Origin of the sequence: Streptomyces sp. HUAS 15-9 (genome assembly GCF_025642155.1) — a bacterium.
Taxonomy (GTDB): Bacteria; Actinomycetota; Actinomycetes; order Streptomycetales; family Streptomycetaceae; genus Streptomyces.
In genome coordinates, this window is the sequence record NZ_CP106798.1 from 6,665,408 (window position 1) to 6,691,947 (window position 26,540).

The window sequence follows — 26,540 nt, forward strand, 5'->3', positions numbered from 1 at the left end:
GCCGGCGGGTCCTTCCCGGGCCGCCGGGAGATTTCACCGTCCGTGGATCGTACGGTATTCCGGTGGGCCGCCGCGGAGCGAACTCATTTCTTTCTCGCCCGTCGAGAAGAACAGTGTGTTTCTCGCCCGGTGAGAAATGTTCCGCGGTCGCTCGAGAGGCCCTGCGCATGCCGGGAACTGACGTCTTTCCGGCCGGAGTCGGGGCCGGTGCCGAGCAGGAACGGCGTTGACAAAGAAGTTCCCGCCGGATTTGCTGTTCGACGCTTGCCCGGAAAGAAAGTGCGGAAGCGGCCGTCGTCCGGCAAAGAATGAGGGTTGAGGGTACGGAATGGCTGAACAGGCGAAGTCGGATGCGGGTTCACGGTCGGCCGGCCAATGCCTGCACGACACATTCGCCGGACAGGCACGGCGCCGCGGGAATTCCGTCGCGGTCGTCCAGGGCGAGCGGTCCCTGACCTACGCGGAACTGCACGAGCGTGCCCGCGCCCTGGCCGACCGGCTGCGGGCGGAGGGCGTGGGACCCGACGTGGTGGTCGGTCTGTTCGCGGAGCGGTCGATCGAGATGCTCATCGGCATGATCGGCATCCTGGAGGCGGGCGGCGCCTATCTGCCGCTCCGGGTGGACGACCCGGCGGACCGGCTGTCGTTCATCCTGCGCGACGCCGGAGTACGGGTCGTTGTCACAACCCCCGTGACCGACGAGCGCGGCCTCGACTTCGACGGGGCGCGGGTACGGGCCGACGCCCCCGGCGCCGGGATCCCGGCAGCACAGAGCCCCGCCCGCGCGAGCGAGGAGAACCTCGCCTACGTCATCTACACCTCCGGCACCACCGGCACCCCGAAGGGCGTGGCCGTCCCGCATCGCGCCGCCGCCCGGATCGTCCGCACCGGCATCTACGGCGACTTCGACGAGCACCAGACCTTCCTCCAGGCGTGCCCGCTGTCCTTCGACGCCTCCGTGTTCGAGATCTGGGCGGCCCTCGCCAACGGCGCGCGGCTGGTCCTGCTGCCGCAGCAGCGCTCGTCGGCGGACGCCGTCATCGACACCGTCCGCCGCCACGGCGTCACCACCTGCTGGCTCACCCCCACCCTGTTCAACCAGCTGGTCGACGAGGGCCGGCTGAAGAACAGCGGGCTGCGCCAGGTGGTGGTCGGCGGAGAAGTGGTGTCCACCCCGCACCTGGCGCAGGCGATGCGGTCCACCGACATCCGCTTCGCCAACGGCTACGGACCGACCGAGGCCGGCGTCTTCACCTGCTGCCACATCTTCCGGGCGGCCGACCTCGCCTACGCGCCCCCGCCGGTCGGCGCCCCGCTGCCCGGCACGCGGGTCTGGATCCTCGACGAGCGGATGCGGCCGGTGCCCGACGGGGAGCTGGGCGAGGTGTACATCGGCGGACCCGCGCTCGCCCGCGAGTACCATCGGCGCCCCGACCTCACCGAACGGGCCTTCTTGCCCGACCCGTTCGGCGAGACCGCCGACGGGCGCATCTACCGGTCCGGCGACCTCGCCCGGATGCTCCCCGGCGGACTGGTCCAGGTGGTCGGCCGTGTCGACAGCCAGGTCAAGATCCGCGGCAACCGGGTGGAGCTGACGGAGGTCGAGGCCGCCCTCCTCGACGAGCCGTCCGTCGCCCAGGCCGCCGTCGTCGACCGCGGCGAGGGGGCCGAGCGGGTGCTCGCCGCCTATGTCATTCCGGCGTACGGCGCCGAGCCCACCGTCGCCGAGCTGCGCGCCCGGCTCGCCACCCGGCTGCCGGACTACATGATCCCCGCCGAGTTCCACCGCCTCGAGCAACTGCCGCTCACCCGGCACGGCAAGACCGACCGGGCCGCGCTGCGCGCCGAGACCGACGCGCCACGACTGGAGCTGGGCACCGCCTACCGGCCCCCGGCCGGCGAGCTGGAGACGCTGATCGCCGCGATCTGGGCCGAGGTCCTCCGCGTCCAGGCGGTCGGCATGGACGACAACTACTTCGACCTGGGCGGCACGTCGCTCTCCATCAAGCAGGCGCAGCTCCGCCTCGAGGAGCGGACCGGCGTCCGTCTCCCGTCCACGGCCCTCTACGAATACCCCACGGTTCGCGCACTAGCCGAAGCCATGGCCAAACACGAGGTCTGACACCTGTGAACCCTCAGTCCACCGCCCCCCACCATCCCGACATCGCTGTCATCGGCATGGCCGCCGAACTACCGGGCGCCGACGACCTGGACGCCTTCTGGGAGAACATCCGCGCGGGCGAGGAGTCCATCACGCACGGCTCCCCGCGGGTCGTCGAGGACCCCGCGACCGGCCGCCGCCGGGTGCACGCCCGCGGCGTCCTGAAGGACGTCCGGCGCTTCGACGCCGAGTTCTTCGGCATTCCGCGCCGCGAGGCCGAGGTTCTCGACCCGCAGCACCGGCGTCTGCTGGAGCTGTCCTGGAACGCCATGGAGGACGCCGGCTACGACCCGTACCGGGTGCGCGAGAGCGTCGCCGTCTACACCTCGGTCGGTCCCAACACGTACTACGGCACCCGCGACTTCGGCGCCCGCTCGGCGGCCGAACGCATGCTCATCCAGCTGTCCAACGGTCCCGACACCCTGCCCACCCGTATCTCCTACAAGCTGGGTCTGACCGGCGAGAGCGTCAACGTCCAGTCCGCGTGCTCGTCCGCCGCCGTCGCCGTCCACCTCGCCTGCGAGGCGCTGCGGGCGGGCCGAGCGGACATGGCGCTGGTCGGCGCCGCCAGCATCAGCGCGCTGGAGACCCTGGCGTACGAGCACCAGGACGGGTTCATCCTGTCCGCCGACGGCAGCACCCGCGCCTACGACAAGGGCGCCAGCGGCTATGTGGAGGGCGACGGCGCCGGCGTGCTCGTCCTGCGCCGCCTCGAGGACGCCCTCGAGCGCCGGGACAACGTCCACGCGGTGATCAAGAGCAGCGCGGTGAACAACGACGGCCGCGCCAAGGCCGGTTACTCGGCCCCCAGCGTGGCGGGACAGTCCCAGGTGATCAGTGCGGCGCTGGAAGCCTCCGGTGTCCCCGCCGACACCATCGCCATGGTCGAGGGCCACGGAACCGGCACCCAGGTCGGCGACCCGATCGAGGTACGTGGCCTGGCACGCGCCTACCGGGCCTTCACCGACCGCACCGACTACTGCGCCCTCGGCTCGGTCAAGGCGAACATCGGCCATCTGTGCTTCGCCTCCGGCATCGCCGGGCTGCTCAAGGCCGTCCTGTGCCTGAAACACGGTGAGCTGCCCCCCATGGCGGTCCTCGAGGAGGTCAACCCGGACATCGACTTCACCGACACACCGTTCTACCTCAACCGGACGGTCGAGCCATGGCCGCAGCCCGGTCCCCGCCGGGCCGGCGTCAGCTGCTTCGGGATGGGCGGCACCAACGCCCACTTCATCCTCGAACAGGCCCCTGATCCCGCCGCGGGCAGCGAGGGATCCGGCCCCGGGCGGACCCTCCCCGTCGTCCTGTCGGCCCGGAGCGACGAGGCACTGGCGGAGGCCAAACGCCGCCTGGCCACCCACCTGCGCGCCCACCCGGACACCGATCTCGTCGCCCTCGCCCACACGCTCGCCACCGGCCGCCGCCCGCTCGCCCACCGCTGGGCCGTGTCGGCCGACTCGACCGACGCGCTGCTGCGCGCACTCGACGGCGCCCCGCCCGCCCCCGACGGCTCGCGCGCCGCCGAACTGGCCCGGACCTGGGCGGAGGGCGGCGACGCGAACTGGGACGAGGTGTTCGACGCGGCCGACCGGCGCCGGGTCTCGCTGCCCGGCTATCCGTGGCAGGGCGAGCGGCTGTGGATCGAGGCCGCCCCCGCCGACGCCGAGGGCGCAGTCGAACTCGAGGCACAGGAACAGGCCCCGGTCACCGAGTGGCTCCACCGGCCGGCCTGGGAACGCACCGCGCTGCCCCGGCCGTACCTCACCGGCGACCTGCCCCCCGTCGACGGTGTCACCCTGCTGCTCGGCGACGGCGACGGCGGTCCGGCCGACGAGCTGGCGGCCGAGCTGACCGCGGCGGGACGCACCGTGCTGCACGTCGCTCCCGGCGGCCGGTTCGAGGTGACCGACGACCACCACGCCGTCGTCCGTCCCACGGTGGCCGAGGACTTCCGGCAGCTGGTGGACTGGGCCGTGGCCCGGGGCGGTTCGGTGGCCGAGGCCGTCCATCTGTGGGCCTACGGCGCACCGGCCGACCAGGACACCGGCATCGCCCGGGGCGCCCTCGCGGTGCTGCACCTGGTGCAGGCACTCGCGGCGGCACGGCAGAGCGCCGACCTCTGGATCGGCACCGAGAACGCCCAGACCGCCGCCGCCCCGCGCGCCGCGGCCACCGCGTCCGGGGAAGCGCACCGCACCCTGCGCCTGGAGGCGTCCGCGGTGCTGGGACTGTGCCGCGTCGTCCCGCAGGAGCACCCCGAACTGCGCTGCCACGCCGTCGACTTCGCCCTGGACACCCCGCCCGCGCAGGCCGCCGCCGGGCTGCTCGCGGAGATGGCCTCCCCGAGCGGTGACCCTGAGGTGGTGTACCGGGGCGGTGACCGGCTGCTGCCCACGGTGGAGCAACTGCCCGCGCCCGACGGCGGCCCGGTGCCGGTGCCCGTACGCCCCGGCGGGGTGTACCTCGTCACCGGCGGCCTCGGCCGGATCGGTCTGGTCATGGCCGAGCTGTTCGCGCGTACCGCCCCGGTCCGGCTGGCGCTCGTCTCCCGTACCCCGGACGCGGACGCGCCCGGCGTGCGCCGACTGCGCGACCTCGGGGCCGAGGTGCTCGTGCTGGGCGCCGACGTGGCCGACGAGACGGCCATGCGCAGCGTCGTCGACGTGGTGCACGCTCGCTGGGGAGCCATCGACGGGGTGGTGCACTCGGCCGGTATCGAGGAGAGCCGCAACTTCTCCTTCATCGCCGACACCGGCACCGAGCGGGCCCTGGCGGCCCTGCGGCCCAAGGTCCCCGGCGTGGCCGTCCTGGACCGGGTGACCCGCGACGAGCCACTGGAGTTCTGCCTGGTCTGCTCCAGCCTCGACACTCTCCTCGGCGGCATCGCCTTCGGCGTCCACTCGGTGGCCAACCGCTACCTCGACAGCTACGCGCACCGGCGGCGCGCCCAGGGTGCCCCCTGGGTCAGCGTCGACTGGGACTCCTGGCGCTTCGACGAGAACGGCTCCGGACGCATCGGCGCGGCCGCCGCGCGCACCGCGATCCGGCCCGGTCAGGCCGCCGACGTCCTTGGCGCCGTCCTGACCAGCGGCGAGGCGCAGTGTGTCGTCTCCACCGTGCCCCTGGCCGACCGCATCGAGCGCATCCGCCGCGCCTTCGAACGGCGTCGGCAGGACGCCGCCGCGCGTGAGGGCACACCGGGCGCCCTCACCCGCGAGGAGATCGGCAGCCTCGTACGCGATGTCGTCGGAGAGATCACCGACACCCCCGGGCCGCGGGACGAGGACGAACTGCTCGCCGTCGGCTGCGACTCGCTCGCCCTGCTGGAAGTGGTGGTGCGGCTGGAGGGCGCGCTGCGGCTGAAGCTGCCCATGGCCGACCTGTGGGGCTGCTCCACCCTGGCCGACCTCGCCGACGTGTGCCGGGCGAGCGCCGGAGCACAGCGGACGGACGACGGCGACGGCGCCGAGGAGGCGTTGCGCTATCTCGCCGGCTGACGCGGCACTGCGCTCCGCGATCTGTGCGGAGCGCTCCCGGGACCTCCACCACAGGCGTCTCGCCAAGACGCCGGCCGAAGACAGGTGACCGAACCGATGGAATTCGACCTTGCCAGGGCCCGCGCCGACACACCGGGTGTCGCCCATGTCGTGCACCTGAACAACGCGGGCGCGAGCCTGGCCCCGCGCGCGGTGACCGACGCGATGACCCAGCACCTCGCGCTGGAGAGCAGAGTGGGCGCGTACGAGGCCGCCGAACGCGCCCACGAGGCGGTCGGCCGCGCCCATGACGCTCTCGCGGCGCTGCTGAACGCACGCCCCGACGAGATCGCGATCCTGGACAGCGCGAGCCGCTCCTGGGGGATGGCGCTGTCCAGCATCCCGCTGCGGCCGGGCGATCGGGTGCTGATGTCACCCGTCGAGTACGGCGGCAACCACATCTCGCTGCTCCATCTCGCCGAACGCACCGGCGTCCAGGTGGAGTTCCTGCCAATCGACGGCGACGGCCTCGTCGATGTCGCCGCGCTGGAGGAGTGTCTGGACGAGCGGGTCAAGCTCGTGGCCATGGCTCACGTCCCCATGCACGACGGCCTGGTGAACCCGGTCGCCGAGGTGGGCAAGGTGGTGCGCGGGACCGACGCCCTGTTCCTCGTGGACGCCTGCCAGTCGGTGGGCCAGCTGCCGGTGGACGTCCAGGACTTCGGCTGCGACCTGCTGGTGGGCTGCGGCCGCAAGTACCTGCGCGGTCCGCGCGGCACCGGCTTCCTCTACGTCGACCGTGCGGTCGCCCCCCTCCTCACCCCGGCGGTGCTGGGCCTGGACGGCGTCGAGTGGCATGCCGGGGCGTACCGGCTCGCCCCCGGCGCACGCCGCTTCGAGACCTGGGAGGTCAACGCCGCGGCCCGGATCGGGCTCGGGGTGGCCGTCGACTACGCCCGCGGCTGGGGCGTGGAGCGCACCTGGCAGCGGATCCGCTCCCTGGCCGCCGGACTCCGCGCCGACCTGGCCGGGATGCGGGGTGTCACGGTGGAGGACCGGGGCGTGGAGCGGTGCGGCAACATCGCCGTCACCTTCGCCGGCCTCGACCCCTTCCAGGTGCGGGCCGAGCTGCTGCGAGCCGGCATCAACAGCTGGGTGTGCCTCGACAACGCCGCCTGCCACGACATGCAACAGCGCGGCCTCGACCGCCTGTTACGGATCTCCGTCCACTACTACAACAGCGAGGCCGAGCTGGCGCGGCTCTGCTCGGTGCTCGACGGTCTGACCTCAGGAACGAAGGCGAGGGCGTGCGTATGACGGCAACGGAGTGGATCAAGCGGCCCCGTCCGCGTCCCGAGGCTCGCTCCAGGGCGTTCTGCGTCCCGCACGCCGGGGCGGGACCGTCGTACTACGCGCACTGGGTCTCCGAACTCCCCGAGGACGTGGAGCTGTGCCTGGTGCATCTGCCGGGGCGCGAGGCACGGCTGACCGAGCTGCCGATCGACGACATCACGGCCATCGCCCAGCGCGTCGGCCGCGCCTGCGCGGACCTGCTCGACCTGCCCTTCGTCCTCCTCGGGCACAGCATGGGCGCGCTCGTCGCCTATGAGACGGCACGGCGGCTCACCGTCGCGCCCCGCCGGCTGTTCGTCTCCGCCTGCCCGCCCGCGCACCGGCTGGTGGAGGAGCCACCCCTCGCGCACCTGCCCGACGAAGAGTTCCTCGCGGAGGTCCGCCGCGCCTACCAGGGCATACCGGACGAGCTGTGGAACGACCGGGCCCTCATGCGGATGATGCTGCCCGCCATGCGCGCCGACTTCGCCGCGTACGAGACCTACGAGTGGATCCGGCGCACCCCGCTGACCTGCCCCGTCACCGTGCTGGGCGGCTCCGCGGACGCCCTGGTGCCCACCGCCTCGCTCGCCGGCTGGGCCGAACTCACCGAAGGACACTGCGAGGTCGAGGTGTTCGACGGCGGGCACTTCTATCTCACCCAGGCCCGCCACGAGGTCCAGCGCATGGTCACCGCGGCGCTCACGACGGACGAGGCCGCGGACCCGGTGGCCGTGGCGGTGGCCGGCGCCGGCCGGGACCGAGGAGCCGGGACATGACCGTATGGACGACCGACAGCCTGGCGGAGGCACGCGAGACGGGCTGGGACACCGTCGTACCGCCCGACGACCTCTTCCGCTCCCCGGGCTGGCTGGCGCTGGAGAGCGAACAGACCAACATCCCGCCCCGGTACTACTTGGCGGGTGAGCCCGGACGGGCCGAGGCGGGCCTGTCCTGCTACCCGCTCGACGCCTCCTCGGAACCCTGGCCGTTCATGCGCGTGGACCGGACCGTGCGCATGCTCGCCGGCGCCCGTGGCATCGAACCGGACGAGGACACCGCCCGTGCCGTCGACGCGCTGCTGCCCACCCGGCTGTTCGGCGGGCGCAGGGTCCCCGACACGGCGCTCGTCACGGCGCCCGGGCTGCCCGAGGACCGGCGCCGGCACCGGATCGCCGAACTGGTCGAGGCCGCCGAGGACGACGCGCGGGCCGCCGGCGCGGCCAGCTCCGCCTTCCTCTTCGTCGCCGCGTCCGACACCGGGCTGCGGGACGTCCTGCGGGAGCGCGGCCACGCCGAGTTCCCCACCGCCCACTACTCCACCCTGCGGCTGCCCGAGCCGGGCTTCGAGGGGTATCTGAGCCTGCTGCCCAGCGACCGCCGGCGCAAGGTGCGTTACGAGCGCCGCCGTCTCGAGGCGGCCGGCGTCGGCTTCCGGACAGAGCCCCTCACGCCAGGCCTGACCGGGGAACTGGTGCCGCTGCTGCTGAAGCACGGCAGCAAGTACGGGCACGCCTACGCCCCGGAGGCGATGACCCGGACCCTGCACCTGCATGCCACGCACTGCGGCGCGGACGCCGAGGTCATCACCGCCCGTTCCGAGGACGGCGCGGTGCGCGGCTTCTCGCTGGTCGTGCGCCGGGGCACGCGTCTGTACATCCGCCTGACCGGCTACGACTACGACTGGCAGGGCAAGCTGCCGCTGTACTTCGCCCTGTGCTTCTACGAACCGGTGGAGCACGCGAGCCGGATCGGCGCGACCACACTCGACTACGCCGTCGCCTCCGAAAGCACCAAGCTGTCCCGTGGCTGCACGCAGGAACGGCGCTTCGGCTACGTCAAGGCGTTCGACTCGACGACGCACACGAGCGTCGCCCGCCTGCTCGCCCGCCTGGGCGACGACCCGGCAGACCGGAGGACAGCCCCATGACCGCAACGACCCAGGCCGCCCCGACCCTGGGCGTCATCGGTGGCAGCGGCTTCTACCAACTGCTCGAAGACGCCGAGGAATTCACCGTCGACACGCCCTACGGCGCGCCGTCCGACGCCGTTGCCGTCGGTTCGGTGGCCGGGCGCCGGGTGGCGTTCCTGCCCCGGCACGGCCGCACCCACGCCCATCCGCCCCACCGCATCAACTACCGGGCCAACCTGTGGGCCCTGCGCGCCCTCGGGGTGCGTCAGGTGCTCGCCCCCTGCGCGGTGGGATCGCTGCGCCGCGACCACGGCCCCGGTGCCGTCGTCGTACCGGATCAGCTGGTGGACCGCACGAGTGGGCGGACGCGGACCTTCTTCGACCAGGGGGCGCTGCACGTGCCCTTCGCGGACCCGTACTGCCCCGACGGGCGCGGCGCCGTCCTCAAGGGTGCGGCGGCCGTCGGTGCCGACGCGCACGACGGCGGCACCATGGTGGTCGTCGAAGGACCCCGGTTCTCCACCCGCGCCGAGTCCCAGTGGTTCGCGGCGGCCGGCTGGTCGCTGGTCAACATGACCGGACAGCCGGAGGCCGCTCTGGCCCGCGAACTCGCCCTCTGCTACACGTCGATCGCCCTGGTCACCGACTACGACGCGGGCCTGGGCGTCGGTGAGGGCGTGCAGCAGGACGATGTCTTCGCGGAGTTCGCGCGCAATTCCGCCCGCATGCGGGAGATCGTTCTGGAGACGGTACGGCGGCTGCCGGAGCAGCGGACGTGCCCGTGCCCCGGGTCCCTGACCGGAATGGATCTCCCCTTCGAACTGCCGTGAACCGACCGGTCCGCGCCGCGCGGCGGGAGGACGGCACCGTCAGCCGAAGTACTTCTGCGCCTCCCGTACGCCCCGGGCCAGCGTCTCCACCTCCTCGGGTGTGTTGTAGACGTAGAAGCTGGCCCGGGTGGTCGCCGCGACGCCGAAACGCTGGTTGAGGGGCCGGGCGCAGTGGTGGCCGACGCGGACGGCCACCCCGAGTTCGTCGAGTACCTGCCCGACGTCATGGGGGTGGATTCCGTCCACGGTGAAGGCGACGGTGGCGCCGCGGTCCTCGACGGTGTGCGGCCCGATGACGGTCACGCCCGGGATGCCGGACAGCAGCGCGAGCGCCTGCTCGGTGAGTTCGTCCTCGTGCCGCTCGACCTCCTCCATCCCGAGGGCCGTGAGGTAGTCCACGGCCGCGGCCAGACCGACCGCCTGTGCCGTCATCGGCACCCCGGCCTCGAAACGCTGCGGCGGCGGCAGATACGTGGACCGCTCCATGGTGACGACCTCGATCATGGAGCCGCCGGTCAGGAACGGCGGCATCTCCGCGAGGAGGTGACGGCGGCCCCACAGGACACCGATGCCGCTCGGGGCGAGCATCTTGTGCCCGGAGAAGACCAGGAAGTCGGCGCCGAGCGCCGCCACGTCGACGGGGCGGTGCGGCACGGACTGGGCCGCGTCCAGGAGGACGAGCGCGCCGACCCGCCTGGCCCGCTCGGCGATCAGCTCCACCGGGTTGACCGTGCCCACGACGTTGGACTGGTGCGTCAGAGCGACGATGGCGGTGTCCTCGGTGATCAGGTCGTCGATCGAACTCAGGTCCAGCCGGCCCTCGTCGGTCATCGGGAACCAGTCGAGCGTCGCCCCGGTCCGTCGGGCGAGTTCCTGCCACGGCACCAGGTTGGCGTGGTGCTCCATCTCGCTGATCACGATCTTCTTGCCGGCCGTGACGGTGCCGGCGGTGCCCAGCGCGTAGGCCACGAGGTTGATGCCCTCCGTGGCGTTCTTGACGAAGACCACCTCGTCGGTCTCGGCACCGATGAACCCGGCCACGGTGGCACGCGCCGCCTCGTAGACCTCGGTGGCCTCCTCGGCGAGCTGGTGGGCGCCCCGGTGCACGGCGGCATTGTGCCGGAGGTAGAAGTCACGCTCGGCGTCCAGCACTTGGACGGGCTTCTGGGAAGTGGCCGCGGAGTCGAGGTAGACCAGCGGGGCGCGGCCACGCAGCACTCGGCCCAGAATGGGAAAGTCCGCCCTGATGCGCTGCACGTCGAGCCCGAGGCTCTTCTCGCCTGCTGACACGCTCATGTCCTATCGTCCTTCCTCCGCTTACCTAACGGAATCTATCCCATTTCTCAGTGAGGAAGGGGCTCGCAGGGGAGTTGGACCTCCGTCCGGCCCAGCGCCTAGGTTTCGGGGCATGGGAGATGTCTCGCGTCGACGTCTGATCCTCCTGGACGGGGCGGCCGCACTCGGGTTCGCGCTGCTCCCTCAACTGTCGTTGGTGCGGCCGGACACCGGTGGCGCGCCCGGTGCGGTCAGCGCCTGTCTGCTCTCGCTCGGCAGCGCGCTGCCGCTCGCCGTACGGCGGTTGTGGCCCGTTCCGGTCTTCGTGATCGTCCTCGTCGCCTCCTGCGCGGCACTGGCCGCCGGTCTCGGCCCGGCCGTCTTCCTCGCCGCCGCCTACGCCCTGTACCCGGTCGCGACGACGCGGCCGCGGCAGCCCGGGAGGTCGGCCGTCCTCGTTGGCAGGGCGAGCGCGGCGGGCGCGGCCCTGCTGACCGTGACGGGCGGGCAGCACTACGCGGGCGGGACCCGGGCGGTGCAACTGCTGTTCGGGCTGCTGGTCCTCGGCGCCACCTGGGCCGGCGGTGCGGCCGTCCGGGAACGACGCGAGAGCCTGCGGCGGGCCATCGACCAGGCGGCCGAACAGGCCAAGGTCGAGGAGCGCATACGGATCGCCCGGGACATCCATGACGTCGTCACGCACAGCGTGGGCCTGATCGCGATCAAGGCCGGTGTCGCCAACCATGTGGTGGACACCCACCCCGAGGAGGCGAGGGAGGCGCTGACCGTCATCGAGGACGTCAGCCGCCGGGCGCTGCGCGACATGCGGGCCACCCTCAGGGTGCTGCGCAGAGAAGGGCCGCCGCCCTCCTGGGCGACCCGCCCGTGCTGGTGCTCGACGAACCGGTCAACGGGCTCGACACGGAGGGCATCCGGTGGCTGCGCGACCTGATGCGCTCGATGGCCGCCGAGGGCCGGACCGTACTCGTCTCCAGCCATCTGATGAGCGAGATGTCCATGGTCGCCGACCATCTGATCGTCATCAGCCGCGGCCGGCTCCTCGCGGACACGAGCATGCCGGACTTCATCCAGCGCCACGGGCGGCCGTACGTGCGTGTCCGCACCCCGGACACCGAGGGGTTCGGCAGGGAACTGGAACGCAACGGCGCCTCCCTGGCCCGTACCGCGGACGGCGGTCTGGACGTCGTCGGCATGCCGGCCGGAGAGATCAGTCGGCTCGCGGCGCTGGGCGGCTTCCCGCTCGACGAACTGAGCACCCACGCGGGATCCCTGGAGGAGACCTTCCTCGAAGTCATCGCGGAGGGAGGCGGGAACACCCGTGTCTGAGACGCTCGCGGCCGTCCGCGCCGAGACCACCAAGCTGCGCGGCATCCGTGGCACGCACCTCTCGCTGCTGGTGTTCGCCGTGGTCAGCATCCTCGTCGCCGCCCTCGACGGCTGGTCCGCGAAGGGCGCGCTGGAGTCCGGCAACCCCGCCCTGCGCTCGGACTTCACCCCCCAGCAGGCCGGTCTGGACGGCATCCTCTACGGCCAGTTGGCGCTGATCGTGTTCGGTGTGCTCGTCGTCACCAGCGAGTACACGTCCGGCATGATGCGCGTCTCGCTGCTCGCCGTGCCCCGGCGCGGCCGGCTCTATGCCGCCAAGACGGCCGTCACCGCCGTGGCCGCGCTGGGCGTCTCCGTTCCCGTCACTGTCCTCGGCTATCTGGTCACCCAGTGGGCGCTGGGATCCCACGGCGCCTCGCCGGCCGCGAGCGGCGTCCCGCGCGCCCTGGCCGGCGCGGTCGTGTATCTGACCCTGATGTGCCTCTTCGCGGCCGGTATCGCGGCGATCGCCCGAAGCGCCGTCGTTCCGATGGCTGTTCTGCTGCCGATGGTGCTCGCCGGGACACACATCCTGTCCCTCATCGGAGCGACCGAGGAGATGGCGCGGTACTTCCCCGACCAGGCCGGAAGGGAACTGCTCACCGTCGACTCGCCGCACACGGCCTTCGGTTTCACGGTACTGCTCGGCTGGACCGTCGCCGCTCTCCTGTGGGGCTGGATCCGCCACCACCGCTGGGACACCTGACGGCACCGGCAAGTCGATGACCGAGCGCGGCTAAACTGCGGCCGATCGTCAACCTTCACGAGCGGACGAGGAACACGCGATGGCCGAGGCGGTCCGGGTGCTGATCGCGGACGACCAGGGGCTGTTGCGCGGAAGCTTTCGGGTCCTGGTCGACTCCACGCCCGGCATGGAGGTCGTCGGCGAGGCGGGCGACGGCGCCACGGCGGTCCGGCTCGCGCGTGAACTCACCCCGGACGTCGTCCTGATGGATCTGCGCATGCCGGTCCTCGACGGCATCGCGGCCACCCGGGAGATCTGCTCCGACGAGACGCTGGCCGGGGTCCGGGTGCTGGCCCTCACCATGTTCGACATGGACGAGTACGTCTACCCGGCCCTCCAGGCCGGCGCCAGCGGCTTCATGCTCAAGGACGCCTCACCGTCCGAACTGGTCGACGGCATCCGGGTCATCGCCACCGGGGAGGGCGTACTGGCGCCCACGGTCACCCGGCGCCTCATCGCGAGCTTCTCCCGCCGCTGCGAGGCGACTCGGCCGCAACCGCGGCTCGTCGGACTCACCAAGCGGGAACAGGAAGTCCTCGTACTGATCGCGAACGGGCTGTCCAACACGGAGATCTCCGCACACCTCGTGATCAGCATGCCGACGGTCAAGACCCACGTCGGCAGCCTCCTGGCGAAGCTGCACGCCCGGGACCGCGCGCAGCTGGTCATCATCGCGTATGAGAGCGGCCTCGCCGAGCGCGGCATGCCGACCTGACCACGACGACCGCCGGGCGGTATGGCTGGGCCCGCGGTACGGAAGGAGCGGGGCGACCACACGTGCTGCAAGCGCCCCTTTAGCCCGCCGTCGGAAGATCCCTCTGACCTGGGTTCGCGAACCGTGCGGGCCGTGCGAGACATGCGAGGGGGATGCAGTTGTCACGCTTCGCCACTTTCACCGACCTCGTCCGGGCGCGGTGCGCCGAGTTCGCGGGCGACAACGTACACATCCAACTCCGTGACACCAAGGACGGACCGGACGCCGAGCGGCTGACGTACGGGGAACTCGACCGCGCCGCCCGCCGTGTCGCGGGGGCGCTGCGGGCGCACGGGGTCCAGGGGCGGCCCGTGCTGCTGATGTGTCCGGGCAGCCTGGAGTTCCTCAAGGCGTTCGTCGGGTGTCTGTACGCCGGGGCCGTCGCCGTGCCCGCGCCGCTTCCCGAGGGGAGCGTGAAGGGGCGGCTCGGGCGGAGTTCGGCGATGCTGCGCGACTGCAAGGCGCCCGTCGTGCTCACGGACCGGGCGAGCGCCCCGGACGTCGCGCTGTGGCTGGCCACCGAGGGCCGGGACGACGTCGTGTGCGTCGCGGGCGATGCCCTGGGGGAGGGGCCGGAGGACGTGGCGCCTGCCACCCGGCCCGACGACCTCGCCTTCCTGCAGTACACCTCCGGTTCCGTGTCCGAGCCGCGCGGTGTGATGGTCACGCACCAAAATCTGATGGCCAACCAGGCCGCGCTGCAAAGGGTGTTGGGGACCACGGCCGGAGATCGCTTCGGGGGATGGCTGCCGCTCTATCACGACATGGGGCTCATCGCGCATCTGCTGCATCCCATCTGGCTGGGCAGCTCGTCCGTGATGCTCACACCGACCGCGTTCATCAAGCGTCCCGTGCGCTGGCTGCAGGCCATCGACGAGTACGGGGTCACCATCGGTGGCGGGCCCAACTTCTGTTACGACCTCGCTCTGCGCCGGGTCACCGACCAACAGCTCGCCCGGCTCGACCTCTCCCGCTGGCGGCTCGCGCTCAACGGCGCGGAGCCGGTGCGCGCAGACACGCTGGATGCGTTCGCGCGCCGGTTCGCGGCCGCCGGTCTGCGGGCCGAGGCCATGTATCCGTGCTACGGGCTCGCCGAGGCGACCCTCGTCGTCTCGGGGGGCGTCGGCGGTGAGGCGTACCGGCGGCGCGACGTCGATGCCACCGCCCTCGCGCGTGACGTCGTCGCGCCCGCCGAGGCGGGTCAGGAGAGCCGGACGCTCGTCAGCAGCGGGCGCGTCACCGAGTTCGACGTACGGATCGTCGACCCCGTCGGCTACCGGGAACTGCCGGAGGGTGCCGTCGGGGAGATCTGGCTGCGCGGCGAGAGCGTCGCCGCCGGGTACTACGGGAAGCCCGAGGAGAGCGAGGCCGCCTTCCGTGCCGTACTGCACGACGGCGAGGGAGGGTTCCTGCGCACCGGGGACCTCGGGGTGCTCGACGACGGACAGTTGTATGTCACCGGGCGTCTGAAGGAAGTCGTCATCCTGAACGGACGGAACGTGTACCCGCAGGACGTGGAGCACGCCGTCAAGTCGCTGCATCCCGCGCTCGCCGCCGGGACCGGGGCCGCGTTCTCCGTGGAGGCGGGGCGCGAGCAGCTCGTCCTCGTGCAGGAGGTCAGGGGCGAGCAGCTGGACGGGCCGCAGCTGCGTGAACTCGCTCAGCGGATCCAGGCGTTGGTGGGCAAGGACTTTCATGTGCCCGCCGGGAACGTGCTGTTGGTGCGGCCCGGCACCGTGCGCCGTACAACGAGCGGGAAGGTGCAGCGCACCCTCATGCGGCGGGAGTTCCTCGCCGGTGAGCTGCACGGGGAGTACGAGGTGCTCGACCCGGCCGTCCGCTCGCTCGTGCGGGCCGGGGACATGCTGCTCGGGGAAGGACTGCTCCAGTCCACCGTCGGCGGTGGCGCATGGTGACCGTCGCCGCCGCTCCGGTGCGCGAGGCCGAGGCGCAGCGCCGGGTGGCCGCCGTGGAGGAACTGCTCGGTGACCCCGGCGACACCGCCAACCCGTGCGGCTACGCGGCCCTGTTGGAGGCCGACCGGGACGCCGTGCGCAGCGAGGCGGGCGAGGACGCACTCGACCGGTTCGGGATGCACCGCGAGTACGTGCCCGTGGAGCTCGGCGGGCGGCTGGAGTCGATGGACACCCTGGTGCGGGTCATGCGGCCCGTCTTCCGGCGGGACGTCGGCCTCGGCATGGGATACGGAGCCATGTCCTTCATGGCCGCCGCCGATGTGTGGATGGCCGGAACGGAGGGGCAACAGGTCGGTCTCGCCCGGCAGATGCTGCGCGGTTCGCGTGCCGCCATCGCCCAGCTGGAGACCGCGCACAGCAACGACTACGTCCGCAGCCAGGTGTCCGCCCGGCGCGGCGCCGACGGCAGGCTGCTGCTCAGCGGGCGCAAGCCCGTCATCAACAACCTCGACCGGGCCGACGCCCTGGTGCTGTTCGCCAGGACCGACCCGTCGCCCGGCCGCCGCAGCCACACCGCGCTGCTGCTCGACCCGGCCCGGTTCCCCGAGGGGCGCGCCGAGTTGCTGCGCCGGCACACCTCCCTGGGGCTGCGCGGCTGTGTGTTCGGCGGTGTCGACTTCGACGACTGCCCGGTGCCGGACAGCGCCCTGCTCGGGCCCGTCGGCGACGGGGTGCCGATCGCGCTGCGCTCCTTCCAGATCAGCCGTACGGTCATCTCGTCCATGGTGCTCGCCGCCGTCGACACCAGCCTGCGCACCGCCGTCCGCTTCGACCACGAACACCGCGGCGGCGGCTGGTCCACCGGCGGCTCCGACTCGCAGCGCACCACCAGCGCGATCACCGGCGCCTTCGTCAACCTGCTGCTGTACGACGCGCTCGCCACGGTCGCCACCCGGGCCGTCCACGTCCTGCCGGAGCAGACCAGCGTGTACTCCGCGGCCGTGAAGTACCTGCTGCCGCGCGTCCTGACCGAGACGATGTACGACCTGTCGATCGTGCTCGGTGCCGGGTTCTACACCCGCGAGGGAACCCTCGGCATCTTCCAGAAGCACGTACGCGACGTGCCCGTCGTCACCCTCGGGCACGCCGGGTCCGTCGCCTGCCAGAGCACCGTCATCCCCCAACTGCCGCGGCTGGCACGCCGCTCGTGGTTCGTGGCGGGCGAGGCGCCGGCCACGCTGTTCCGCCCGCGCGACCCGCTGCCCCCGTACGACCTGGCGCGGCTCACTCTGGCCTGCGGCCAGGACAGCCTCAGTGCCACCCTGCTCGCGGTCGCCGCCGAGACACCGGGGCGCGGCGCCGTCGAACGGGTGCTGCGCGAGCTCGCGCTCGGCCTCGTCGACGAGTTCCGCGATCTGCGTGCCCGGGTGCTCGCCCTCGGCCCGCAGCCCGGCGCGGCGTCGTTCCCGCTGATGGACCGCTACGCCCATCTGCTCGCCGCCTCCGCGGTGCTCGGCGTCTGGCGCCACAACCAGGACGGCTCCGACCCGTTCCTCGCCGACCCCGCCTGGGCGGCGGCCGCACTGCACCGCATCGCGCGCCGGCTCGGCGCGTCCGCGCCCGACCTGCCGGCCGAGTGCGAGCTGCGCGTGAGCCACGAAGTGCAGCTGCGCTTCAGCGACCGGCGCAGCTACGACCTCTACGACACCCCGCTGCCGGGATGAGCGCGGCACCCGCCCCGCATTCCGGTCCGGCGAATCCCAGCGAAAGGCGTCCGGCCATGAACGTACCGTCCACCCGGCAGTCCGGGTTCCCCGCGCCCGGCGCTCAGCACGACGTACCGCAGCGCGGCTGGCTGCTCGACCGGGTCGCGCTCTACCTGGGCAGGGAGGCAGCCACCATCGACCCCACCGTGCCGCTGGCCGAGTACGGCATGGACTCGGTGTGCGCGCTGAGCCTGTGCGGTGACCTGGAGGACGAGTTCGGGCTCGTGGTGGAGCCGACCCTGCTGTGGGACCACCCCACCGTGCAGAGCCTGCTCGGGTTCCTGGCGGCCGAGCTGACGGTCGCCGACGCGCGCGGGGAGCGGTGATGGCGGACGCGGCGGCGTGCGGCGACGGCGTGGCGATCGTCGGGATCGACTGCGCCTTCCCGCTCGCGCGGGACACCGACGCCTACTGGGAACTGCTGCTGCGCGGCGGCGACGCGATCGGGGACGTACCGGAACAGCGGTGGGACCCGGCCGCCTTCCCGGCCGCCGACGGCGCCGCCCGCGCCGGGCTCGCGCGCGGCGGATTCCTCGACGACGCCGACGTGTTCGACAACGACTTCTTCTCCGTGCCGCCGCGCGAGGCGGCCGCCATGGACCCGCAGCAGCGGCTGCTGCTGCACAGCGCGTGGCGGGCCGTCGAGGACTCCGGGGTGGCACCGGGCTCGCTGGCCGGCAGCGGCACGGGCGTCTACATCGGGGTGATGGGCGGCGAGTGGGGGCGGCTGCACCTGGGCGACTACGACCGGGTGACGCCCCAGCTCGGCGCCGGCAGCAGCGCGGGCATGACCGCGAACCGGATCTCCTACCAACTCGGCTTCACCGGGCCGAGCATGGCCGTCGACACCGCCTGCTCGTCCTCGCTCGTCGCCGTGCACCTCGCGGTCGGGGCGCTGCTGTCGGGGGAGTGCGACACCGTGCTCGCGGGCGGCGTCAACCTCGTCATGTCGCCCGCGCTCGGGCTCGTCTACCACCAGCTGGGGCTCGCCGCGACCGACGGGCGCTGCAAGCCGTTCAGCGCGCTCGCCGACGGGATCGGGCGCAGCGAGGGCGTCGGTCTCGTCGTACTGCGCCGCCTCGCCGACGCCATGGCCGACGGACAGCGGATCTACGCCGTCGTCCGCGGCACCGCCGTCAACCAGGACGGCCGCAGCAACGGCATCACCGCGCCCAACCGCTGGTCGCAGGAGCAGGTCGTGGCCACCGCCTGCGAACGCGCCGGCGTCGAGCCCCGCGAGGTCGCCTTCATCGAGGCGCACGGCACCGGCACCGCGCTCGGCGACACCATCGAGTGCGCCGCGCTCGGCAGCCTGCACGGCGAGGGCCGCGCCGAACCCTGCGCGATCGGCTCGGTCAAGGGCAACCTCGGGCACACCGAGGGCGCCGCCGGCATCGCCGGGCTCATCAAGGTCGCCCTCGCGCTGCACCACCGGATCGTGCCCGCCAGCCGGTTCGCCGACCGCGAGAACCCCCAACTGCGGCTCGCCCAGCGCGGGTTGCGGCTGCTGCGGGCGCCGCTGCGGCTGCCGCCGGGACCCACCGTCGCCGGGGTGTCCAGCTTCGGCATGGGCGGCACCAACGCGCACGCCGTCCTCGCCTCGGCGCCGCGCCCCGCACCGCGTACCACCGCCAAGCGCTCCCGGCCCGGCGTGGGCGTGTTCACGCTCACCGCCGACACACCGGGCGCCCTCATCCGCAACCTCGGCGAGCAGGCCGACGCCGTCGCCCGGCGCCCGCGTGCCGCCGCGGCCGCGCTGTGCCGGCGACAGCAACCGGGTCAAGACCGGGCTGCCGTACCGTTTCGCCGTCACCGCAGGGGACACCGGGCAACTGGCGGCCGCGCTGCGCGAGGCGGCCGCGGGCGGGCTGCCCGAGCAGATCGCGCACCGGCCGTGGAGCGTGCCGTCCGTGGCGTTCCTGTTCACCGGGCAGGGCGCCCAGTACCCCGGCATGACCGCGGGCCTGTACCGCGAGTCGGCCGTGTACCGGCAGTACCTCGACGCGGCGGACGTGGCGCTGCTGCCGTACGTCGACACGTCCGTGCGCGACCTGCTCCTGGCCTGCAACGAGCAGGGCGACGACCATGGTGACCAGCAGGGCGTCACCGGGGAGCTCACCCAGCCCGCCCTGTTCGCCGTCGAGTACGCCCTCGCCGCCACGCTCACCGCCCTCGGCATCCGGCCCGCGGCCGTCCTCGGGCACAGCATCGGCGAGTTCGCGGCGGCCGTCACCGCCGGGGCGCTCACCCTCGACGAGGCCGCGCACCTGGTCGCCACCCGCGGCCGGCTCATGCACGCGCTGCCGGACGGCGGCGCCATGCTCTTGGTGCGGGCCGCCCCCGGCGCCCTGCGGCAGCTCCTCGCCGAGGAGCCGCGGGCGCACATCGCGGCCGTCAACGGGCCCCGCGACACCGTGCTCTCCGGCACCGCGGAGGCCCTCGCCCGGATCGCCGAGACCCTGGAGGAGGCACAGGTGCGCGCCCGTGACCTCCAGGCGCCCACCGCCTTCCACTCGCCGCTGGTGCGGCCGGTGCTGGACCGGCTCAGGGCGGCCGCGGGCACCACCGAACCCCAAGTCCCCGACGTCCCCGTGTTCTCCACCCGCTACGGCAGACTCCTCGCCCCCACCGAGCGTCTGGACGCCGACTACTGGGCCGCCCAGGCCGAGTCACCGGTGCTGTTCGCGGACGCCCTCGCCGACCTGGAGACGGTCTGCGCGCCCACCCATCTCGTGGAGATCGGACCGCGCCCGCAACTGCTGCCGCTGGCCGGACGCGCCGGTCTCTCGTCGAGCGTGGAGTTCCTTCACCCGGTCCCCGGGCCGGCGGCGGACGGCACCGAACTCGCCGAGCTGGTCGCCCAGTTGTACCGTGCCGGGCTCGACCCGGAGTGGGAGCGGCTCTACGACTCCGACGTCACGTCCGGCGCCGGTGAGAAGCTGCGTGGCTACTCCTTCTCCACCGCGCACCGCTACTGGACCGCACCGCCGTCCCCGACCGCGCCGCGGGCGGACGAGGCGGCCCCGGCGCGGTCCGCGACGACACCGCCGCGGCCCGCCTCGGCACCGGCCGGACCCGCGACGAGCGACCCGGTGTCCCGGGACCGGGACCCCGTCCTGGCCGCGGTCGTCGACGCCGTCGCGGAGGTCGGTTCGTACCCCCTGGAGCAGGTCGTGCACACAGCGCGATTCTACGAGGACCTCGGCTTCGACTCGGTGATGATCATGCAGCTCAAGGACCGTATCGAGGCCCGGCTGCCGCACCTCGGCGAGGTCTCCGTACAGCAACTCCTGCCCGCCCTGCGGTCGGTGGGCAGCCTCGCCCAGTTCCTCGGCGGGCACCTCACGGAAGGGGTGCGGGTGTGAGCACCACCGCGGCCCGGCGCGCCCGGGAGCGCGCGAGCGTGACATCCGAGGTCCCCCGCGGCGCTGAACTCGATGAGGCCGTCTCTCACGGCCTTCACCCGGAAGGAGTGTGCGTGTGAGCGCCACGGCCTATCTCGCGGCGGCCGCAAGCGCGCTGCCCGGCCCGCCCGTCGACAACGCGACGCTCGGCAGGGCCCTCGGGGTCAGCGAGGAGTGGGTCGACATCTTCGTGGGCACCCGCACCCGGCACTTCGGCTGGGACGTGGCGACCGGACAGGTCCGGCACACCCTTGCCGACCTGTGCGCGCAGGCCGGCGGAGCGGCCATCGACGCCGCCGGACTCGACCCGGTCGACATCGAGTTCGTCCTGCTGGCCACCGCCACGCCGGACACACTGCTGCCGACCACGGCGAGCGAGGTCGCCGACCGGCTCGGTCTGATGTATCTGCCCGCCTTCCAGATCCAGTCCGGCTGCGCGGGCGCCGTGCAGGCGCTCGACCTGGGCCGCACCCTGATCGCCGGGGGTGCCCGGGCCGGGCTGGTGATCGGCGGCGACGTCACGCACCGCCACCTCGACGTCCACCGCCAGGTGGCCCGTATGCCCACCGAGGAGCTGGTCAACTACGTGCTGTTCGGTGACGGCGCGGGTGCCGCGGTGCTCACCGCCGAGCCGGTGGCCGAGCGCGTCGAGATCAAGGGGGTCCTCAACCGCTTCACGGGACTGGGCCGCCCGCCGGGCCAGACCGTCGACTGGTACGGGATCAGCGACCGGCACAGCGAACGCCCCATGGTCGTCGAGGACTACAAGGCCATCGAGGAGTCCGTGCCGACCATGGCCCGGGAGATCCTCTGGGAACTCCTCGACCAGCTCGAATGGACCCCCGACGACCTGGACTTCCTGCTGCCGCCCCAGCTGTCGGGCCGGATGACCGAGCGGATCGCCGAGCACCTCGGCGTGCCCGGCGCCAAGGAGGTGTCCTGCGTCGCCGAGACCGGCAACACCGGCAACGCCCTGGTCCTGCTGCAGCTCGCGCGGCTCCTCCCGGACCTGCCCACCGGCGGCCGGGCGCTCGCGATCGCCGTGGAGTCCAGCAAGTGGATCAAGACCGGGCTCGGCCTGGAGAAGGTGTAGGAGATGGCGGTACCGGTGCGCATGACGACGCGGGGCGAGCCGCTGGAACGGCTGCGGGACCTCGCTGCGCAAGGACGGCTGGAGACGGCGTACGACGAGGTCGTGCCGCTCCTCGCCGAGCTGGCCGACGACCCCGAGCCGCCGCCGGGCTGGGCGCGGCGGGCCGGGCGGCTGCTCGGCCGGGCCGACCGGGACGCCGTTCTCGCCCGGCATCCGCACCTCGCGCAGGTGACCGTGGCGGTCACCGGCCAGTCCACCGTCGCGGACGTGGTCGAGCCGCTGACCGGCGAACTGGCCCGGCACGGGCTCCTGTTGCACCCGGTCGTCGGCGACCACGGCGCCTATCTGCGTGACCTCACCGACCCGATGGGCGCCTTCCGGGGCCTCGACGCCGATCTCGCGCTCTGCCTCCTCGACGACACCACCGTCTTCGCCGAGGTGCCCGCGGTGTGGGGCCCCGACGACGTCGAGCGGGCCGCGGACGAGGTGGCGGCGCGCCTCGAGGGCCTGGTCCGGCAGCGGGCGCGGACCGGCGCGGCCACCCTCGCGCTCAACACCCTGCCGCTGCCGCGCGAGCGCACCCATCAGCTCGTCGACCACCACTCCCGGGCCCGGCTCGGCGTGCTCTGGCGGGAGTTCAACGCACGGCTGCTGAGGCTCGGGGCCGAGGAGCCGGGCGTCGTCGTGATCGACCTCGACCCGCTGCTGGCCGCCTCGGGGCCGGTCGCCGACACACGCCTGGCGCAGTACGCCTCAGCCCGCATCGGCGCCGGGCTGCTCGACGCCTATGCCCGTGAAGTCGCCCATCTGGTCCGGGCGTTGACGGGCCGCACACGCAAATGTCTGGTCCTCGACCTCGACCACACGCTGTGGGACGGCGTGCTCGGCGACGACGGACCCGACGGCATCGCCGCCGCGGGGACCCTGCGCGGCGAGGCGTTCGGCGTGTTCCAGCGGGCCGTGCGCCAACTCGCCGCGCAGGGTGTGCTGCTGGCCGTCAGCAGCAAGAACGAGCGCGGCGCCGTGCTGGACGCGCTGCGCACGCACCCCGATCTCGCCCTGCGGGAGGGGGACTTCACGGCCGTGCACGCCGACTGGGAGCCCAAGAGCGGCCACCTCGCCGCCGTGGCCGAGGCGCTCGGCATCGGCGACGACGCGCTCGTGTTCGCCGACGACTCGCCCGCCGAGCGCGCCGAGGTGCGCCACAGCGGCGTGCGTGCCGCCGTGGTGCCGCTCGACGACGAGCCCGCGCTGCATCTGCAACGGCTGCTTATCGACGGCTGGTTCGACACGCTCACCGTGACCGCCGAGGACCGGGCCCGCGCCGGGCACCACCGCGCGGCGGGCGCCCGCGCCGCGCTGCGCGCCGGGTCCGGCTCGCACGAGGAGTTCCTGCGCGGACTCGACATCACCGTCGACCTCTCCGAGCCATGGGCCCACGAACTCGCACGGCTCGCCCAACTCACCCAACGCACCAACCAGTTCAACCTCACCGGCATGCGTCTCACCCCGTCCGGGGCGGCGGCGGCCGTCGCGGATGCCGACCGGCTGCTGCTGGCCGCGCGCACCGCCGACCGGTTCGGCGAGAACGGCCTGACCGGCGCGTTGCTGGCCACCCGCGAGGGGGACGAGCTGCGCGTGGACAACACCTGGCTCAGCTGCCGGGTCCTGGCCCGCGGGATCGAACAGGCCCTGCTGGCCGTCGTGTTGGCGCACGCCCGCGACCGGGGGCACCGTGCCGTGCTCGCCGCGTTCCGGCCCACCCCGAAGAACCACCGGGCCCGGGACTTCTACCCCTCGCTGGGCTTCACGCCCGCCGGAGAGCGGGACGGGGCGCTTCAGTTCCGGCACGACCTGCGGCGGCTGCCGGTGCCACCGGAGCACGTGAGGATCACCGGGCCGCTGACCACCGGCCCCGACGGGAGGAAGCACACATGAGCGCGGTAGACACTCTCGACGGGTTCCTGGCACTGCTCCGGGACGAACTGGGTCTCGATACAGACGTGGACGAGGCTCACCTGAGCCTGGTGGATCTTCCCCGCTGGGACTCGCTGTACTTGCTGAGGCTGGTCACGCTGGTGGAGGAGGAGACCGGCCGGCGGCTGTCGCTGTCCCCCGTTCTGCAGGCCCGCACGCTCGCCGAGATCCACGCCGTCGTCGTACGGCAACTGCCGCAACAGAACAGTGTGGAGGCACAGGCATGACCGTCCCCGGCAATTCCACGCTCGGGCCGCCGCTCGGCGCACCCGTCGAGGTGGGGGTCGACGACGCCGCGTGGGACCGGGTCCGGGGGGACCTGTCGGCGTGCGGGACCGCCCTGCTCTACGCCCACCGCTCCGTTCTGCAGCCCCAGGTGCCCGGCGGCGACGGGCTGCGCCGGCTGCTGGGCCGCGACTGGTCGCGCTATCTCGGTCTCGCCCACGCCGATGTGCGCGACCGGTACGCGGCCTCCCGGGTGCTGCTCAAGTCCGCCGCGGCCGCCGTGCTGCGCGGTGACCCGGACGCCCTGGAGCTGGCGTACGGGCCGACCGGACGGCCGTATCTGCGCGGCTGCGACCAGATCGACATCAGCCTCAGCCACACCGACGACCTGCTCGTGGTCGGACTGACCACACGGGGCCTGATCGGCGTGGACGCCGAGCGCGCCGACCGGCAGATGTACGGCGGCGGTCTCGGGCGGCATGTGTGCACGCCGTACGAGATGGTGACGCTCGCCGCGCTGCCCGAGGAGCAGCGCAACCCGTCCCTGGTGCGCCTGTGGACGCTGAAGGAGGCGTACAGCAAGGCGATCGGGCAGGGCATGCAGTTCCGGTTCACCGAGTTCGGCTTCGGACCCGACGGCAAGCCGGTGCGGGTCCAGCGGCCGGACGGCAGCGCGGGCACCGGGGCCGAATGGGCCTTCCGTACCTTCCCGCTGGCCAGCGGCTACTGCATCAGCGCGGCCGTCTACGACGCCGGGTTCGGGCCGCCGGGCGGCACGGACATCACGACGATGCTCGACGAGGACTGCGTGCGGACCATCGAGGAGGCGCTGGGCGAGACATGAGCGTCAGCCGGAGTCCGTCTCACGTCCGGCGCGCTGCTCCAGCATGCCGGACACGGCCACGTTGTACCCGGCCTGGAAACGGCTGGTGGCCTCCAGCTCCTCGGTGATCTCCGAGATGTGACGACGGCAGGTGCGCACCGACATGCCCAGCCGCCGGGCGACCATCTCGTCCTTGTAGCCCTTGGCCATCAGCCGCAGGATCGACTGCTTGAGGTCGTCGGCGATGGACGGCGCGCGCGAGGTGTCCGGGACGAACGGCGTCGCGCCGTCCCACAGGTGCTCGAAGACGCTGCAGACGAATGCCACCAGCGTGGGCTCCCGCACGACGATCGCGCCACCGGTCGACTCCTCGTCCTGCTGCTCGTGCGTGGGCAGGAAGACCGTCTCCCGGTCGTAGATGAGGATCCGGTCGATGACCTGGTCGGCGGTGCGCACCTCGACGCCGGCCGCCGTCACGTCGCGCACGTACGCACGCGTGGCGAGGTCGCTGCGGGCGGTGTGCTGGTAGATGGTGCGGACGTCGACGCCGCGCTCGCGCATGCTCAGGGACGACTTGCGGGCCGCCTGCAGCTGTGGGCCGGGGCGGGCGCCGCCGGGGGCGACGGACGCCACCTCCAGGCGGCAGTGCGTGCTGAGGTGGTCGAGCATGCACTGCACGGTGCCCTGGTCGGTGATGACGTCGAAGGCCTCCAGCCGGTTGCGCAGCCGGCGGCCCTCGAAGTAGACGGGGGTCAGCGACATCAGACGGCTGCGCACGTCGGTGACGGCCTGCTGGAGGTCGCGGATCTGTGTCTCGGCCGAGCTCACCAGATCGGCGGTGGCGACGTCGGGACCCACGGGGACGAGTACGTCGGGGTCGCCCGGCATCGGTTGCAGCAGTCGCAGCAGGGTCAGCACCTTCTCCGCGTGCTCGACCTCGGCCGGGGACAATGCCAGACGCAGGGCTATGTCCTCCCGCACGAAGCGGCCCAGTTCCACGGCGTGACCATAGGCCGCAGCGCTGATGTCGTCGAGTTCGGCGAATTCGGATTGGGAGTAACTCATTCCGCGCGCCAGGGTGTTGTGGGATGCGTGTGAAGTTGTTGCCGTGCAGCTTTGAGCCATCGGATATCGCTTGGGTTTCGCTTGAGGGATTCGAGATGGTGTTCCCGACGACGGGACGGACGACCTCTCGGCGCGGCGCTCAAGCCCATGACGATCCTTCCCGTTCGGAACGCAGCGACATCGAACCTACAGGGGGAAACGTGCACGTCATGGCAAACATGATCAACATCGTCGCTCGTGGTGCAGCTCTGGGTAGTGCTCTTGGTGTGTTGTTTACCGGCGTCTTGCTCTTCGGGCAGCACCACGACGGGGATCGGGTGGCTGCGCAAAGCGGAACGATTGTGACCGCTTCGCAGCCTGTGCACGACGATGACGACCAGTGGTAGACGGAGACTGA

Annotated in this window: 21 protein-coding genes and 1 pseudogene; 20 read left to right on the forward strand and 2 right to left on the reverse strand. The window is 72.6% G+C overall.

The genetic code is table 11. The annotated features are described in order from the left end of the window. The first annotated feature begins 328 nt into the window (after positions 1-328). The 6 genes from N8I87_RS30715 (at position 329) to N8I87_RS30740 (ending at position 9,714) form a co-directional block, all read left to right on the forward strand. Positions 329-2,122, forward strand: a complete 1,794-nt coding sequence (locus N8I87_RS30715; RefSeq protein ID WP_263213598.1) for a non-ribosomal peptide synthetase — start codon at positions 329-331, stop codon at positions 2,120-2,122. Positions 2,123-2,127: 5 nt separating this feature from the next. Then, a complete protein-coding gene (locus N8I87_RS30720) occupies positions 2,128-5,661 on the forward strand; it encodes an SDR family NAD(P)-dependent oxidoreductase (protein ID WP_263213599.1) in 3,534 nt (1,177 codons plus the stop codon). Between the two features lie 96 nt (positions 5,662-5,757). Continuing rightward, entirely contained in the window at positions 5,758-6,957 is a 1,200-nt protein-coding gene (locus N8I87_RS30725) for an aminotransferase class V-fold PLP-dependent enzyme (protein ID WP_263213601.1), read from the forward strand. Next, entirely contained in the window at positions 6,954-7,751 is a 798-nt protein-coding gene (locus tag N8I87_RS30730; RefSeq protein WP_263213602.1) for a thioesterase II family protein, read from the forward strand. Before N8I87_RS30725 ends, N8I87_RS30730 begins: the two co-directional genes overlap by 4 nt. Then, the gene (locus tag N8I87_RS30735) at positions 7,748-8,902 is read left to right on the forward strand and encodes a GNAT family N-acetyltransferase (protein ID WP_263213604.1); all 1,155 of its coding nucleotides are present in this window, start codon (positions 7,748-7,750) and stop codon (positions 8,900-8,902) included. The genes N8I87_RS30730 and N8I87_RS30735 overlap by 4 nt, the downstream gene beginning before the upstream one ends. After that, positions 8,899-9,714, forward strand: a complete 816-nt coding sequence (locus N8I87_RS30740; protein ID WP_263213605.1) for an S-methyl-5'-thioadenosine phosphorylase — start codon at positions 8,899-8,901, stop codon at positions 9,712-9,714. The genes N8I87_RS30735 and N8I87_RS30740 overlap by 4 nt, the downstream gene beginning before the upstream one ends. Positions 9,715-9,753: 39 nt before the next feature. Here N8I87_RS30740 and N8I87_RS30745 read toward each other — a convergent pair whose 3' ends face one another. Further along, the gene (locus tag N8I87_RS30745) at positions 9,754-11,010 is read right to left on the reverse strand and encodes a cysteine desulfurase (RefSeq protein ID WP_263213607.1); all 1,257 of its coding nucleotides are present in this window, start codon (positions 11,008-11,010) and stop codon (positions 9,754-9,756) included. A gap of 112 nt (positions 11,011-11,122) precedes the next feature. Here N8I87_RS30745 and N8I87_RS30750 point away from each other — a divergent pair, with 112 nt between their 5' ends. From N8I87_RS30750 to N8I87_RS30810, 13 genes and pseudogenes are all read left to right on the forward strand, one after another. Further along, positions 11,123-11,941 carry a sensor histidine kinase gene (locus N8I87_RS30750; RefSeq protein WP_263213608.1) on the forward strand — a complete coding sequence of 273 codons (819 nt, stop codon included), beginning with the start codon at positions 11,123-11,125 and terminating at the stop codon, positions 11,939-11,941. Next, positions 11,875-12,336: a DUF8746 domain-containing protein gene (locus N8I87_RS30755; RefSeq protein ID WP_263213609.1), complete on the forward strand. Its 462-nt coding sequence runs from the start codon at positions 11,875-11,877 to the stop codon at positions 12,334-12,336. Before N8I87_RS30750 ends, N8I87_RS30755 begins: the two co-directional genes overlap by 67 nt. After that, positions 12,329-13,081, forward strand: coding sequence for an ABC transporter permease (locus N8I87_RS30760; RefSeq protein ID WP_263213610.1), 753 nt, complete (start codon positions 12,329-12,331; stop codon positions 13,079-13,081). The genes N8I87_RS30755 and N8I87_RS30760 overlap by 8 nt, the downstream gene beginning before the upstream one ends. Positions 13,082-13,160: 79 nt before the next feature. Next, positions 13,161-13,835, forward strand: coding sequence for a response regulator (locus N8I87_RS30765; protein ID WP_263213611.1), 675 nt, complete (start codon positions 13,161-13,163; stop codon positions 13,833-13,835). 152 nt (positions 13,836-13,987) lie between these two features. Then, on the forward strand, positions 13,988-15,790 hold the full coding sequence (locus N8I87_RS30770) for a fatty acyl-AMP ligase (RefSeq protein WP_263213612.1): 1,803 nt from the start codon (positions 13,988-13,990) through the stop codon (positions 15,788-15,790). After that, the gene (locus N8I87_RS30775) at positions 15,784-17,514 is read left to right on the forward strand and encodes an acyl-CoA dehydrogenase family protein (protein ID WP_263213613.1); all 1,731 of its coding nucleotides are present in this window, start codon (positions 15,784-15,786) and stop codon (positions 17,512-17,514) included. Before N8I87_RS30770 ends, N8I87_RS30775 begins: the two co-directional genes overlap by 7 nt. Positions 17,515-17,570: 56 nt before the next feature. Then, complete coding sequence (locus N8I87_RS30780) at positions 17,571-17,882, forward strand: acyl carrier protein (protein WP_263213614.1); 312 nt, start codon at positions 17,571-17,573, stop codon at positions 17,880-17,882. Then, positions 17,882-19,225 (forward strand): annotated as a pseudogene (locus tag N8I87_RS30785) (beta-ketoacyl synthase N-terminal-like domain-containing protein); the annotation flags it as partial. The gene N8I87_RS30780 and the pseudogene N8I87_RS30785, both read left to right, overlap by 1 nt. 283 nt (positions 19,226-19,508) lie before the next feature. Further along, a complete protein-coding gene (locus tag N8I87_RS30790) occupies positions 19,509-20,921 on the forward strand; it encodes an acyltransferase domain-containing protein (protein ID WP_263213616.1) in 1,413 nt (470 codons plus the stop codon). A 115-nt stretch (positions 20,922-21,036) separates the two neighbouring features. After that, entirely contained in the window at positions 21,037-22,053 is a 1,017-nt protein-coding gene (locus tag N8I87_RS30795) for a 3-oxoacyl-ACP synthase III family protein (RefSeq protein ID WP_263213617.1), read from the forward strand. A 3-nt stretch (positions 22,054-22,056) separates the two neighbouring features. After that, positions 22,057-23,991: an HAD-IIIC family phosphatase gene (locus N8I87_RS30800; RefSeq protein WP_263213618.1), complete on the forward strand. Its 1,935-nt coding sequence runs from the start codon at positions 22,057-22,059 to the stop codon at positions 23,989-23,991. Next, the gene (locus N8I87_RS30805) at positions 23,988-24,257 is read left to right on the forward strand and encodes an acyl carrier protein (protein ID WP_263213619.1); all 270 of its coding nucleotides are present in this window, start codon (positions 23,988-23,990) and stop codon (positions 24,255-24,257) included. Before N8I87_RS30800 ends, N8I87_RS30805 begins: the two co-directional genes overlap by 4 nt. Then, positions 24,254-25,099: a 4'-phosphopantetheinyl transferase family protein gene (locus N8I87_RS30810; protein ID WP_263213620.1), complete on the forward strand. Its 846-nt coding sequence runs from the start codon at positions 24,254-24,256 to the stop codon at positions 25,097-25,099. The genes N8I87_RS30805 and N8I87_RS30810 overlap by 4 nt, the downstream gene beginning before the upstream one ends. A 3-nt stretch (positions 25,100-25,102) precedes the next feature. On the opposite strand, the gene N8I87_RS30815 is transcribed toward N8I87_RS30810, so the two are convergent. Continuing rightward, entirely contained in the window at positions 25,103-26,143 is a 1,041-nt protein-coding gene (locus tag N8I87_RS30815; RefSeq protein WP_263213621.1) for a helix-turn-helix transcriptional regulator, read from the reverse strand. Between the two features lie 23 nt (positions 26,144-26,166). On the opposite strand from N8I87_RS30815, the gene N8I87_RS30820 reads away from it, so the two are divergent. Further along, on the forward strand, positions 26,167-26,529 hold the full coding sequence (locus tag N8I87_RS30820) for a hypothetical protein (RefSeq protein WP_263213622.1): 363 nt from the start codon (positions 26,167-26,169) through the stop codon (positions 26,527-26,529). Positions 26,530-26,540 lie beyond the last annotated feature (11 nt).

Coding starts and splice junctions, on each gene's coding strand:
- N8I87_RS30715 (WP_263213598.1), top strand. CDS start 329: ATGGCTGAACAGGCGAAGTCGGATGCGGGTTCACGGTCGGCCGGCCAA.
- N8I87_RS30725 (WP_263213601.1), top strand. CDS start 5,758: ATGGAATTCGACCTTGCCAGGGCCCGCGCCGACACACCGGGTGTCGCC.
- N8I87_RS30730 (WP_263213602.1), top strand. CDS start 6,954: ATGACGGCAACGGAGTGGATCAAGCGGCCCCGTCCGCGTCCCGAGGCT.
- N8I87_RS30735 (WP_263213604.1), top strand. CDS start 7,748: ATGACCGTATGGACGACCGACAGCCTGGCGGAGGCACGCGAGACGGGC.
- N8I87_RS30740 (WP_263213605.1), top strand. CDS start 8,899: ATGACCGCAACGACCCAGGCCGCCCCGACCCTGGGCGTCATCGGTGGC.
- N8I87_RS30745 (WP_263213607.1), bottom strand. CDS start 11,010: ATGAGCGTGTCAGCAGGCGAGAAGAGCCTCGGGCTCGACGTGCAGCGC.
- N8I87_RS30750 (WP_263213608.1), top strand. CDS start 11,123: ATGGGAGATGTCTCGCGTCGACGTCTGATCCTCCTGGACGGGGCGGCC.
- N8I87_RS30765 (WP_263213611.1), top strand. CDS start 13,161: ATGGCCGAGGCGGTCCGGGTGCTGATCGCGGACGACCAGGGGCTGTTG.
- N8I87_RS30770 (WP_263213612.1), top strand. CDS start 13,988: ATGCAGTTGTCACGCTTCGCCACTTTCACCGACCTCGTCCGGGCGCGG.
- N8I87_RS30775 (WP_263213613.1), top strand. CDS start 15,784: ATGGTGACCGTCGCCGCCGCTCCGGTGCGCGAGGCCGAGGCGCAGCGC.
- N8I87_RS30780 (WP_263213614.1), top strand. CDS start 17,571: ATGAACGTACCGTCCACCCGGCAGTCCGGGTTCCCCGCGCCCGGCGCT.
- N8I87_RS30790 (WP_263213616.1), top strand. CDS start 19,509: ATGACCGCGGGCCTGTACCGCGAGTCGGCCGTGTACCGGCAGTACCTC.
- N8I87_RS30800 (WP_263213618.1), top strand. CDS start 22,057: ATGGCGGTACCGGTGCGCATGACGACGCGGGGCGAGCCGCTGGAACGG.
- N8I87_RS30805 (WP_263213619.1), top strand. CDS start 23,988: ATGAGCGCGGTAGACACTCTCGACGGGTTCCTGGCACTGCTCCGGGAC.
- N8I87_RS30810 (WP_263213620.1), top strand. CDS start 24,254: ATGACCGTCCCCGGCAATTCCACGCTCGGGCCGCCGCTCGGCGCACCC.
- N8I87_RS30815 (WP_263213621.1), bottom strand. CDS start 26,143: ATGAGTTACTCCCAATCCGAATTCGCCGAACTCGACGACATCAGCGCT.
- N8I87_RS30820 (WP_263213622.1), top strand. CDS start 26,167: ATGCGTGTGAAGTTGTTGCCGTGCAGCTTTGAGCCATCGGATATCGCT.